Origin of the sequence: Dietzia sp. Die43 (assembly GCF_024519835.1) — a bacterium.
In the GTDB taxonomy this organism is placed as follows: domain Bacteria; phylum Actinomycetota; class Actinomycetes; order Mycobacteriales; family Mycobacteriaceae; genus Dietzia; species Dietzia kunjamensis.
The window spans coordinates 1-12,443 of sequence record NZ_JALJRF010000015.1 but is presented as its reverse complement, the minus strand read 5'-3'; the positions used below and the strand labels follow the sequence as shown (position 1 = coordinate 12,443).

Sequence of the window (12,443 nt, the reverse complement as noted above, 5' to 3'; positions counted from 1 at the left end):
GCCGCGGTTGACCGTGGGCCGTCCGCGGCTGCTCAGCAGCCGGTCAGGACTCGGTCCATCGCGTCGCGCTCGGCCTGCGTCACCCACAGGCCGTACCGGTCCTTGACCAGCACCTGGCGCGAGACGTACGAGCACCGGAACTCGCGACGGGGCGGGAGCCAGGTGGCGGTGTCGCCGTCGCCCTTCTGCTGATTCGCCCACCCGGCCACGGCCAGCAGGTTGAGCGGGTCGTTGGCGAAGTCACGCCGCTGCTCCTCGGTGAGCTGCTGTGCGCCCTTCTGCCACGCGTCCGACATCGCCACCACGTGGTCGATCTGGACCTCCGATGACGTGTCCTGCCCGCGGACGAAGTCGATCCGCTCCCCGGTGTACGGCCCTTCCAGGACGCCGGTGAGGACCACGCAGTCCCGCGTGCCGGGCCGGAAGGTGATGTCCCGGAGGTCGCGCTGGAGGATGTCGTTGCGGGTGTCGCAGCCGTTGCGGCCGAACTCCACGGACACGTCGTCGGTCCACGACTGCCCGAACAGGTCGCGGTCGTACCCCGTCTTGGGCGCCCGGCCCTTGACCTCGAGTTGCGGCAGGGCCCCGCGGGCTGCCGCGACCAGGGGATCTACGGGCTCGCCGGCGTCGGGGTCGACCGGGGGCGCGGGCTCGGCGGGGGGCGCCGGCTGCGCGTCGACGGGCGGGGGTTCCACCGGCGACGACGGCGAGGTGTTCCCCTCCGGGGCGACCGCCGACGTCGGGGGAGTGCCGACCGTGCCCGGAGCGCGGACCGTGCCCGGGGCGCCCTCCTCGGGTTCGGCGCACCAGCCGATCCCGGCCAGCACGGCCACCCCGAGGACGACGGCACCGATTGCTCGAGGGGTTCCGGAACTCATGCGGGGCACCCTATCGAGGGCCTCCGACATCCCCGCCCGCGGCCGAGCATCGACGCGGGTACGAGCGCATCTGCGGGCGCGCCCGTACCCCTGATCGTCGTGGCGCCCGTTCACCTGCATCGCAGCCGCTCCCGGAAATGAACTCTCGCTCGCACCGCTGCGCACGCGAGACGCCGAGACCGCGGGCGTCGTTGCATGGGCACGCGCGGATGCCGGGGCCCGGTGAACGCCAGGTCGGGTGGGCGCTGGCCGGGTGGGTACTGGCCGGGTGAAGACGATCCCGATCCTCCGCGAGTTCACCTGTTCTGCCACAGCCGCACGCGAACATGGCGTCTCGCGTGTACCGATGCGCAGGCGAGACGCCATCTTCAGGAGCGTGCATGCTGTCACGTACAGCCGCGCGAGCGAGACGCCAGGCGCGGGAGCGGATGCGCGGGGCGCGAGCGGATGCGCGGCGATGCGGGGATGCGCGGGGATGCGGCGATGCCGGGTAGGCGGGGGCGCGAGGCGCAGGCGTAGCGGCCATCGTTCCCGAGCGCCCTGCCACTCAGGGGAGTGCACGTGCGCTCCCGCCGGGCCGACTAGCGTGGCCCGCGATGCCCCCCGCCACGTCCAGCCGCCGACCCGCCCCGGGCACGCCCGACGACCGCGCCCCGGGCACGCCCGACGTTCCCGCGCGGGCCCGGCCGACGGATCGCGGACGGCTCGTCCTGGCGGCCTGCGCGCTGGTGGTGGTGGCGGCCACGGCGGTGCGCACCTGGGTCGCCGCGGCGGGCTGGTTCTACTGGGACGATCTCCTCCTCCACGGCAGGGCAGCCGCGCACCCGCTGCCGGACCCCGCGTTCCTGTTCGCGGACCACGACGGCCACCTCATGCCCGGCGCGATGGCCCTGACCTGGGTCGCGGCGCACGTCGCGCCGCTGGACTTCCGCGTGCCGCTGGTGCAGATCGCCCTGCTCCAGCTGGTCGCGGGTGCCGCCCTCGCCCGGATGCTGTGGGTCCTGCTGGCGGGCCGGGCGATCCTGCTGGTCCCACTCGTGGCCACGCTCGCGATCCCGCTCGGCCTGCCGTCGGCCACGTGGTGGGCGGCCGCCCTCAACGCGCTGCCGCTCGCCGCCGCGATGGCGTGGACGGTGGCGTCGATGGTCCTGCTCGCCCGGTCGGGCCGCCGACGCCACGCCGTGGGTGCGACCGTGGCCACGGCTCTGGGGCTGCTGTTCGTGGAGAAAGCCCTCATCATCCCGGTGGTGGCCGCCGTGGTGCTGCTGGGGTCGTGGTGGACGGGCGGCGGAACACGCGGTGAGCTGCGGACCCTGTGGCGTCGGACCCGCTGGGCCTGGTCGGCACTGGCCGCGATCGCGGTGGTGTGGGGGGCGGTGTTCCTCGTCGTCGTCGGCCGTCTGGGCGGGGGGTCGTCGGCCGGGTTCCCGGCCGGCACCGGGGTCGGGGACGACACCGGCGGCACCGGCGCCGGGAGCCCGGGGCCCGGATTCGTCGACCTGGTGGACCACACCTACCGGCTGGCGGTGGTGCCGACGCTGGGCGGGGGACCGTGGAGCTGGGAGCGCTGGCACCCGGGGCCCCCGATGGCCGACCCGCCGACGCTCGCCGTGGTCGTGGGCGCCCTGGCTGTCGCGGCGGTCCTGGCGTGGTCCCTCCTCACCCGGCGGCGCACCGGTGCGATCTGGGCGGCCGCGGCGCTGTACCCGCTGGTGACGGTGGTCCTGGTCGCGGTGGGGCGCACGGGGCCGGACACCGCGACGGAGATCGTGCAGACCCTCCGGTACCACTCCGAACTGCCGGTGGTGCTGGCGGCGGCCGCCGCTCTGGCGATCGCCGCACCGCGCCGGCCGGACGCCGCGCCCGAGGGGGACCCCGCACCGCGGATCGGCCGCGCGGGCAGGTGGCTGCCGGCGGCGGGCGCGGTCGGCCTGGTCGCGCTGCTCGCCTCCTCCGCCGTCTCGACCGTCTCGTACCGCCAAGTGTGGTCCGAGCAGCCGTCCCGCGACTACACCGAGCCGCTGTTGACCGCACTGCGCGAGCGGTCCGAGCCCCTGCTCGACAAGGAGGTCCCGCTCGAGGTGCTGCTGCCCCTGACGACGCCCGCGAACCGGCTGTCCGCGCTGCTCGCCGGGGTGCCGGGGGTTCCGGCGGTGGGGGCGTGGACCCGCGACCCGGTGGCGATCGACGCGCACGGGGCCCTGCATCCCGCTGACGTGGTCCCGGGCCGCACCATCCCGCAGGGGCCGGTGCCCGGGTGCGGCCACCGGGTCGGTCCGGACGGCGCCCGGATCGCCCTGGACGGGCCGCTGATCGGGCGCGACTGGGTGGTGCGGCTCCACCTCCTCGCGGACGCGGACGGTCACGTCGCGGTCCGCCTCGACGACGGCGACGAGGTGACGGCTCCCGTCCAGGCCGGGCCGGGGACGGTGTACGTCCGCCTCGAGGGCGGGGGGACGGGCCTGACCATCTCCCCGGGCGGGGGCGCCTCCCAGCTGTGCGTGGGCAGCGGACCGGTCGGCGTGCTGGTGCCGCGCTGAGGTTTCACGGCCCGGTGGACCATAATGGGCGGGTCGGACGGCGGGCCCACGGACGCCGAGAGGGACACGGACACGGACAGGGCCAGAACACGGACAGGACTAGGAACGGAGGCGGGTCATCGACATCGCGTTGGTCATGATGACCCTCACCGCGCTCCTGGTGGTGCCCGGCGCGATCGTGGGCGCCGCCGCGCAACTGCCCCTGCGTCTCGCGCTGGGCACGTCGATCCCGGTCTCGTTCGGGATCGCCGCGATCGCCGGTTACGTCTACGGCCGGGTCGGGGTGCCGTGGTCGCTCGGCGGGTACGTGGTCGCCACGGCCGCGACCGCCGCGGTGGTCGGCGTGGTGGGGCTGCTGATCACCGGGGCGACGTGGGTGTGGCGACGACGACGACGGAGTCGCGACGCCACGCCGGCGGACGGGCGACGCCGTCGCCGGCTCCGCCGAACCGGCCGGGTCGGCCGACTCCGCCGGGTTCGCGGAACCGCCGGGGTCGAGCGCCCCGGCCGGGTGGACGGTCGGCCCGGGCGGCGCTCGTGGTGGTGGCTGCTGCCGGGCGCGGCGATCCTGACGAGCGCCTGGCTGATCGGCCAGATGATCCTCACCGAGCTCTCGGCGACCCCCGGCGGCACGGCGAACATCTTCCAGGGCTGGGATGCCCACTGGCACGCCAACTACATCCGCTTCATCCATGACCTCGGCGTGGCGTCGCCCGACCTCGCCGGGGAGCTGCGCTACCCGGAGAACGGCGCGACCCTCTACTACCCGAGCACGTGGCACTCGATCGCCGCCCTGGTCATGGGCCTGCGCGGGATCGGCGCCGTCGAGACGTACAACCTCGTGCAGATCGGCAGTGTCGCCCTCGTGTTCCCGCTGGGCGTGGCGGCCTTGGCGTGGTTGATCACCCACCGCCGGTTCTCCCGGCCCGTGGTGGCCACCTCGGCGGCCGTGGCCGCGATGGCCACGCCGCTGTTCCCGGGGCTGCCGTTCGTCGAGGTGATGGTCGCTGCGACCCCGTCGGCCGTGGCCAACGGCATGGCCGGCCTCGGTGCCGCGGTGGTGGTGGCGGCCCTGGCCGATCGGCGGCTCATCCCCGCCGCCGCGCTCGGGCTGGTCGGCATCGGCGGCGTCCATCCGTCGGCCATGGTCACCGCGGCCGTGTTCGTGCTGTTCTGGTGGCTGTTCGACGGGCTGTGGCGGCCGGTCCGCGGTCGCGTGCGCGACTTCGTGGTGTTGGCCGGCATCGGGCTCGCCGGGGTGCTCACGCTGTTGCCGCAGGTGCTCACGGTGTCCGAGGAGGCCGACGACATCTCGGCCTTCGAGTTCCAGATCGACGCCGACCGCGCCGCCACCTGGGGCAAGGCGGTAGCACTGCAGGTGCGCCACGTCGAGGACTGGGGCGTGCGGTGGGTGCTGCTGTCCCTGGCCGCGCTGGGCCTGGTGGTGATGCTGCGCCGCAGGGTGTTCTGGCCGCTGCTGCTGTGGGGCGGGCTGTTGGTGGTGTGCGTCAACTCGATGAGCGTGTTCGGCAACTGGACCGGCGGTGTGCTCCGCGGGATCGGCAGCATCTACTACAACGACCCCCGCCGGATCGGGGTGGTGCTGGCCGTGGTCGTGGCCGCGGCGGTGGGTGTGGGCGTCGGGGCGACCGTCCAGGCGCTGGCGGGATGGTTGGGCAGGCTGGTCGATCCCCTCACCGACCCGGACGGTGGCGGCGTCCGGCTCGCCCGGGTGGCCGTGGCGCTGGCCGCCCTGGTGGGGGTGGGGTCCTGGGTGGTGCAGGCCTCGCCCGAGTACGCGGTCGCGGCCGGGGTGAACCAGCGGTGGAACCGCATGGTCGACGAGCACGACCTGCGCGCCTTCCGGTGGCTGTCCGAGCAGCCGCAGGCCTACTCGGGTCTCATCTACACCAATCCCGACGAGGGCTCGGGCTGGATGTACGCCACCGACGGGTTGCCCTCGACCTCGCGGCACTACCTCCAACCCGGTTCCACGACCCCGCTGACGACCTATCTGTTCTCCCAGATGGACGAGGCCGGGGTGAACCCGCGAGTCGACCGCGCGTTGGCGGAGCTCGGTGTGACGTACGTGTACGTGAGCCCGCCCAACTACTGGGGGTTCCAGAAGCCCAACGAGCACCTGTTGCGCCTCGACGGCACGCCCGGCCTGGCCAAGGTGTACGCCGAGTCGCAGGTACGGATCTACGCGGTGCGGGACGCGTTCACCGACGCCGAACTGGCGCAGATTGTGGAGGACTCCCCGTTCCCGCCCGAGCGACGGTCCCCGCTCACCCGGGCGACCGGGACATACGGGCCGGAGTGACCTCGCCACCGGTCCCACGGTCGTATCCTGTGCACGGGCCTGAAGGTGAGGGAGCCGCGGCGGTGTCGTCGCAGACGAGGGGAGGGCATCACATGCGCGCGTTGGTGACGGGAGGGGCCGGGTTCATCGGGTCGACCCTGGTGGACAGGCTGCTGGGTGAGGGCCATGACGTGACCGTGGTGGACAACCTGTCCCGGGGGCGGCTCGAGAACCTGGCGGCGGCCCGTGAGGCCGGTGACCGGTTCGAGTTCCGGGAGCTCGACCTGACCGACCCCGCCATCGAGGACGTGGTGGCCGCCGCCCGGCCCGAGGTCATCTTCCACCTGGCCGCGCAGATCGACGTGCGCCTGTCGGTGGAGGATCCGGTCCACGACGCCGAGGTCAACGTCGTCGGCACCGTCCGGCTGGCCGAGGCGGCCCGCAAGGTCGGGGTGCGCAGGATCGTCTTCACCTCCTCCGGCGGGTCCATCTACGGGCCCGTGACCGAGCTGCCCGTCGCCGAGACCCGACCGGTGGACCCGCTGAGCCCGTACGCCGCCGGCAAGGTAGCCGGTGAGATCTACCTGGAGATGTTCTCGCGCCTGTACGGGATCGAGTGGGCGGGCGTGGCGCCGGCGAACGTGTACGGGCCGCGGCAGGACCCGCACGGCGAGGCCGGGGTGGTGGCGATCTTCTCCCAGCGGCTGCTGGCCGGTCAGCCCACGCGCGTGTTCGGCGACGGCGGCAACACGCGCGACTATGTGTTCGTCGACGACGTGGTGGACGCCTTCGTCCGCGCCGCCGAGGTCCCGGCCGCGGCGGGGCTGCGTTTCAACGTGGGCACCGGCGTGGAGACCACCGACCGTGGGCTGCACACCCTGGTCGCCGAGGCCGCGGGAGCGACGGATGATCCCGAGTACGCCCCCGCCCGCCTGGGGGATGTCGCCCGCTCGGCCCTCGACGCCGAGCGCGCCGCCGAGGTGCTCGGCTGGACGCCGCGGGTGACGATCCGCGAGGGCGTCGCCCGGACCGTCGACTACTTCCGCGAATGACGTCCTTCCGCGGCTGACGCGCTAGTTCTCGCCGGCCTCGGCGCCGGCGCCGCCGTCCGCGCCGGCAGCGTCAGCGGTGCCGTCCTCACCCGCGTCGCCGTCCGCCTCGGCGGCGCCGTCGGCCCCGACCGCGTCGGCGCCCACGGCCGCGGCGCCGACGGCGTCCTGCTGCGGGGCGAAGTTCGGCCGGGGCAGGAACGGGCGGAGCAGGTCCGGGAATCCGGGCGCGGGCCGGGCACCGTCGGGCGCGGTGACCTCGAGTTCTCCCTCGCCCTGACCGGCGTCGCCGCCGCCCGTGGCGTCACCCGCGGTGCCGCCCTCGGCTCCGTCACCGGCGCCATCCGTGCCCTCAGCGGGAGCGGCCGGAGCGGCCGGCGCAGCGGGCACCGCAGGGGCCGCCGGCGCGGGGGCTGCAGGCGCGACCGGGGCGACCGGCGCCTGACGGACCGGCTGGACGGCGGCGGCCCGCGGAACCGGCGCCACGGTCGGCACACTGGTCGCGGGAGCCACCGGGGCGACCGCCGGTCCGGCCTGATCGTCGGCGGGCTCGGTCTCCTCGGGGGCCTCGGTGCTCGACTCGGTCGACTCCTCGCTGGTGGGTTCCCCGGTGCTCGACTCGGTGCTCGCGATCGGCTCGGCGGTGGGCCCGGTGGTCTGCGCGGATTCGACCTGCGCGCGGGCCCGCTCGACGGCCTCGGCGCTGCGGTGCGAGTCGTACCAGAGGCCGGCGGAGATCAGCCCGACCGACAGGACGCCCAGGGCGCCCATCCCCACGGCGGTGAGGGACGGTGGGGTGAACCGGGTGTCGAGCGAAGCCATGGGCCCCAGTATCAGACAGCGTCCGTGGGAACGCCAACCTCTTCCCTCGCCGCGCGCGTCGCCGATGGAACCGTCGTCAGTCGCTCGGGACCCTCCCAGAGCACGGCCGCCTCGCCGTAGGGGTCCTGATCGCGACGGAGCAACAGGCCCACGGCATGTCGGCGCAGGACGGGCAGGACGCGCCCCTCCTGACCGCGGTCCACGCCGGTGTGGCGCGCCCGGATCCGCCGTTCACGCCACAGGGGCACCTGCCCGCCGAGCATCACGGCGAGCATCGCCCGGAACGCCCCGCAGTCCCGGTCGAACACGCCGCCGTGACCGCGCGTGCCGTAGACGGGCGTGCCGTCGGCGAAGTAGCCGGTGTCGAGTCGGACGGCGCCGCCGCCCAGGTCGGAGTGCGACCCGCGCTGTCGTAGGCCGAACCGGATCTGCAGTAGTTCCACGGGGTCGCCCGGTGCGGTGAGGGAGTACCTGCGCACCGGGCCGGGGGCGCGCCAGTCCGACGGCCCCGCGACGCCCACCCCGAGATCGGGCGACTCGGCGTAGATCACCCGGTCGGCGCGCAGGCCGAGCCGTTCGGCGGTGCCCACGATCCGCCCGCCGTACGAGTGACCCACCACCGTCAGCGCCGCGCCGGGGCACTCGATCTCCATGACCCTGTCCACCTCGCGACAGAAGCGGACCAGGCGCGGCGCCATGGCGTCGGCGAACCGGGGGTCGCCGGCGTCGGCCATGATGTCCTGCGGGAACTCGCCGTCGAGGAACGTCACCACGGCCAGTCGCCCGCCGCCGGACTCGACGAGGTCCACCGCGACGTCGGTGTTGACGTGGGACATGTCCAGGTTGGTGCCGGTGCCGGGCACGTACACCGCCACCGCCTCGGTGTCCGGGCCGAGCTCGCCCACCACCTCGATCATCCGCCCACCGCGGCGCGGTGAGAACGCCGGGAAGGAACGACGACGACGACGAGCATCACGCCGCGCCATCGTCTCCAGACGCCCGATGCGCGGACTCCACGGCGTACCCGCCAGCTGTTCGCGGTGGAGCGCGGCGCGCACGGCCACCGCGTTGGCGCGGGCCCGCACCGGCCAGGGCACGCCGTACGTCCCGCCCACGGCCTCCGGCTCGGCCAGTGCGAGGAGTCGCCGGTCGGCGACGGGCATGTGCTCGACCGTCGCGTACACATCGGAGGGGTCGGCAGGATCGGGTTCGGCCGGGTCCGGGTCCCAGGCGGCGATGATCGCGGCGGTGTCGAGCCCGCCGATTCCGCCCGGCCCACTCGCCACGCCCGGCCCACCCGCCATGCCCGGCCCACCCGCCATGCCCGGCCCGCCCGCCGCGCCCGGGCCGACCGCCGCGACCCCGGCGAGCCTGGCCAGGTCGGCCAGCGCGTTGTCCGCCGCCCGGTCCAGCGTCGCCCTCAGGGCCGCGCGCCCGGGCTCGGGAAGCGGGTCCGGCCCGTCGAGGTCGTCCCAGGAGTCCTCGGCGAGCTCGACCAGCCGGTACACGCCCGCCAGGATCTCGGTCAGGCCGCGGGCTTCACCGCCGACGGCGTCGGCCAGCGCGTCCAGGGCGGGGGAGTGGATCGTGGAGGTGAGGAGCGCGTCGCGGGCGGTCGCCAGGGAGTCCCTCGCCGAGACGAGGCCGGCGGCCAGGTCGAGTAACCGGATCACCCGGGCCGGCGGCGGGGTCTCCGGCAGTGCGCCGGTCACCGCGGCCGCCGGAACGGCTGGGTGTCGGCGACGGCCCGGGCCGCGTCCCGGACAGCCGCCTCGGACAGCGTGCCCTCCGCGAGACCGTCGGCCAGCTCGAGCAGGCGCGCGATCCGATCGGAGGCGGGGCGCAGGAGGGCGCGGACCTCGTCGTCGTCGTCGATCCTTGAGACCCCGCGCGCCCCGGTGTCCCCACCGGCGGCGTCACCCACCTCGCCCGTTCCGGGGTCGTCACCGGCATGGAGGACCGCGTCGAGTCGTCCGCGCGCCACCCCGAGGCGGCGTCGCAGGCGCGCGGCCTCGCCGCGGACGTCCTCGTTCGCGCCCTCGTCCACGGCTGCGGTCAGGACCGCATCGGGTCGTCGTCGTCCGGGGCCGGCTTCATGACCACCGCGTCGACCTTGTCGTCGGGCCGCACCGCGCTGCGCAACGCGATCGTTCGCGCCAGGCGCGAGTACCGCAGTTCCTGCTCGCGGAAACGCACATAGGTGGACACCGTCACGAACGCGAAGCCCATGACCAGCGCGTACAGCACCAGGTCGGTGCCGCGCTGGACCCCGAGCGCGTTGGCGACCACGGTGAGGTCGTCGGGCCGGATCACGGCGTAGACCATGAACACGACGAACAGCACGAAGCCGATCTTCACACCGGCCTTCGCACGCGCCTTGCGGCGGTTGGCCAGGAAGAACACGACCAGCGCGGCGCCGGCCAGCAGGAGCAGGACCTTGATCATCGGGGCAGCCTCTTTCCCACGAACCCGTCGGAGAGGATGTTGATGCCGTTGAGCAGCGACTGGCCCTTGGACATCGAGTACTCGGTGTAGAGGATGTCGACCGGCTGCTCGGCCACCCGCCAGCCGCGACTGTCCATGAGCTCGACGAACTCGCTGGCGTGGCTCATCCCGTTCATCCGCAGGTTGAGGTCCTCCGCGACGCGACGGTTGAACACGCGCAGACCGTTGTGGGCGTCGGTCAGACCCAGCCGCCGGGTGCGCGGACTCAGCAGCACCACGGTCCGCAGCACGAGGCGCTTGATCAGCGGCACCTGGTCGTCGTCGCGGCGGGGGCGACCGAAGCGCGTGCCCACCACGATGTCCACCGGCTCGGAGCGCACCCGCTCCACCATGGCCAGCACGTCCTTGACCTGGTGCTGCCCGTCGGCGTCGAAGGTGACGAAGTACCGGGCCCCCGGCTGGGCGCGGGCATACTCCACGCCGGTCTGGATGGCCGCGCCCTGGCCCAGGTTCACCGGGTGGCGGACCAGGTGCGCACCCGCGCGGTGGATCGCCGCGGCCGAATTGTCCGCCGAACCGTCGTCCACCGCCACGATGTTGGGGAACGTCCCACGCGCCGAACGGAGCACCTCCTCGATCACGGTGCCCTCGTTGAAGCACGGGACGATCAGCCACACGTCGTGGTTTCGGACGTCCTCGTTCCGGCCCGCCGAGTCGTCGCCTGGGTGCTGCTCACTGTCACTGCTCATCGGAGGTCGATACTATGCGACCGGACGGACAATCCGGTGACGAGAAGGACGGCGGTTCCCCTGATGGCCATCGACGTGATGCTCCCCTACTACGGGGACGTCGACCACTTCAAGAAGGCCGTGGACAGTGTCCTGGCGCAGAGCTACCGCGATTTCCGGTTGGTCGTGGTGGACGACGGCTACCCGGATCCGGAGCCGGCCCGCTACATGGGCGAGATCACCGCGCGCGACGAGCGGGTGACCTACGAGAAGAACGAGACCAACCTCGGCGCGAACGGCAACTACCGCAAATGCGTGGACATGGTCACCGCGCCGACCGTGGTGATCATGGGCGCCGACGACATCATGCTGCCCAACTACCTGCAGGTCGTGGCAGACGGGTTCGCCGCCGTGCCGGATGCCGCCGTGATGGAGGTGGGGGTCAGCGTCATCGACGAGCACGGCGCGCCCGTCCGGGGGCTGTCCGACTCGGTGAAGGCGTTCACCCAGCCCAAGGCGCAGGGCCGCACCGTGCTGCACGGCGAGAAGCTCATGACCTCGCTCATGCACGGCAACTGGACCTACTTCCCGTCGCTGGCGTGGAACTCCGAGTGGGTCAAGCGGATCGGGTTCCGTGAGGGTCTGGACGTGGTGCAGGACCTCGCGCTGCTGGTCGACGTCATCACCGGGGGCGGCCACATGATCTACGACCCCACGCTGGCGTTCCTCTACCGCCGGCACTCGGCGTCGGACTCGTCGGTCCGCGCCCTCGACGGTCGGCGGTTCGACGAAGAGGCCCGCTTCTTCGCCGGTGAGGCCGACGCGTTCGCCGCCCGCGGCTGGAAGAGCGCCGAGCGTGCCGCGCGCCTGCACGTCACCTCGCGGCTCAACGCGCTGTCGCTGATCCCGACCGCGGCCAGGGCCGGCAAGCTGACCGAGGGCGGCAAGAAGCTGCTCGGGCACACGTTCCGCAAGTTCTGACCGCCCGCCGGGGTCGGGACGGTCGCGGCTGCGGTCCTCTTTCATCGGCGTGAACTGAGACGACGGGTTTGTGTCGTACCCAGGTGATCTAATCGAACACATGAGCGACACCGGGATGGGAGCCACGGCCAGCAGGGAGCTGGCCGTCGTGCTGTCCGCGCTCGATGCCCACCTTGAGCGCGACTGGGCGGAGGTGTCACCGGCGGAGCTGCATGCCGAACTGGTCGCCCTCGAACAGGCCCAACGCCGCATCCGGGCCACGCGGGCCCGCGTCTTGGCCGCCGCCCGCACCTCGGGTACCGCCCGGCAGATCGGGTTCGTCAACGAGCGACAGATGCTCACCGGCGGCCTGGGCCTGGCCCCCGGGGAAGCGCGCGGCCGACTCGACGACTCCGCCATCGCCGACACCGCCCGCATGCGCGCCACCGCCGCCGGCGCCCTGTCCGCCGGACACCTCAGGATCATCAACACCGCCCTGGCCGCCCTGCCCGACGACTACGACGACGAGGCGCGCGCACACTTGGAAGCGCAGCTGATCGCCCTGGCCGCCGAAAAGTGCACGACCCGCCGCCTCCAGGAACACGCGCACCGACTCCTGGATGCTGTCGATCCGGGGCGCACCGAGCGCGGCGCGGCAGAGCGAGCCCGCCGCCGCTCGGTCACGTGCGGCGGCCAGGGACTGGACCTGATGGCCCGCG

11 protein-coding genes are annotated in these 12,443 nt (G+C 73.6%); 5 read left to right on the top strand and 6 right to left on the bottom strand.

Annotated features, from left to right (window positions below; translation table 11 throughout):
- Window positions 1-32: 32 nt before the first annotated feature.
- Window positions 33-878, bottom strand: a complete 846-nt coding sequence (locus NR111_RS13335; protein ID WP_256821060.1) for an HNH endonuclease family protein — start codon at window positions 876-878, stop codon at window positions 33-35.
- Between the two features lie 596 nt (window positions 879-1,474).
- Between NR111_RS13335 and NR111_RS13330 the strand changes: the two genes are divergently transcribed.
- The 3 genes from NR111_RS13330 (at window position 1,475) to NR111_RS13320 (ending at window position 6,772) form a co-directional block, all read left to right on the top strand.
- Window positions 1,475-3,418, top strand: a complete 1,944-nt coding sequence (locus NR111_RS13330; protein ID WP_256821059.1) for a hypothetical protein — start codon at window positions 1,475-1,477, stop codon at window positions 3,416-3,418.
- Between the two features lie 136 nt (window positions 3,419-3,554).
- Window positions 3,555-5,741: a DUF6541 family protein gene (locus tag NR111_RS13325; protein ID WP_256821058.1), complete on the top strand. Its 2,187-nt coding sequence runs from the start codon at window positions 3,555-3,557 to the stop codon at window positions 5,739-5,741.
- Window positions 5,742-5,833: 92 nt separating this feature from the next.
- Window positions 5,834-6,772, top strand: a complete 939-nt coding sequence (locus NR111_RS13320) for an SDR family NAD(P)-dependent oxidoreductase (RefSeq protein ID WP_256821108.1) — start codon at window positions 5,834-5,836, stop codon at window positions 6,770-6,772.
- Between the two features lie 21 nt (window positions 6,773-6,793).
- Here NR111_RS13320 and NR111_RS13315 read toward each other — a convergent pair whose 3' ends face one another.
- The 5 genes from NR111_RS13315 to NR111_RS13295 are packed head-to-tail and all read right to left on the bottom strand — an operon-like array spanning window position 6,794 to window position 10,785.
- Window positions 6,794-7,591 carry a hypothetical protein gene (locus NR111_RS13315; RefSeq protein WP_256821057.1) on the bottom strand — a complete coding sequence of 266 codons (798 nt, stop codon included), beginning with the start codon at window positions 7,589-7,591 and terminating at the stop codon, window positions 6,794-6,796.
- 11 nt (window positions 7,592-7,602) lie between these two features.
- Window positions 7,603-9,303 (bottom strand): alpha/beta hydrolase, encoded by a 1,701-nt coding sequence (locus tag NR111_RS13310; protein WP_256821056.1) that lies wholly within the window; start codon window positions 9,301-9,303, stop codon window positions 7,603-7,605.
- Window positions 9,300-9,638 (bottom strand): hypothetical protein, encoded by a 339-nt coding sequence (locus NR111_RS13305; RefSeq protein WP_256821055.1) that lies wholly within the window; start codon window positions 9,636-9,638, stop codon window positions 9,300-9,302. Before NR111_RS13305 ends, NR111_RS13310 begins: the two co-directional genes overlap by 4 nt.
- An 8-nt stretch (window positions 9,639-9,646) precedes the next feature.
- On the bottom strand, window positions 9,647-10,036 hold the full coding sequence (locus NR111_RS13300; RefSeq protein WP_067711524.1) for a DUF2304 domain-containing protein: 390 nt from the start codon (window positions 10,034-10,036) through the stop codon (window positions 9,647-9,649).
- Window positions 10,033-10,785, bottom strand: coding sequence for a glycosyltransferase family 2 protein (locus NR111_RS13295; protein WP_256821054.1), 753 nt, complete (start codon window positions 10,783-10,785; stop codon window positions 10,033-10,035). Before NR111_RS13295 ends, NR111_RS13300 begins: the two co-directional genes overlap by 4 nt.
- A gap of 63 nt (window positions 10,786-10,848) precedes the next feature.
- Between NR111_RS13295 and NR111_RS13290 the strand changes: the two genes are divergently transcribed.
- Both NR111_RS13290 and NR111_RS13285 read left to right on the top strand, forming a co-directional pair.
- A complete protein-coding gene (locus tag NR111_RS13290; protein WP_067711529.1) occupies window positions 10,849-11,745 on the top strand; it encodes a glycosyltransferase family 2 protein in 897 nt (298 codons plus the stop codon).
- Window positions 11,746-11,845: 100 nt separating this feature from the next.
- On the top strand, window positions 11,846-12,443 hold a 598-nt coding region (locus tag NR111_RS13285), incomplete at its 3' end, for a DUF222 domain-containing protein (protein ID WP_256821053.1).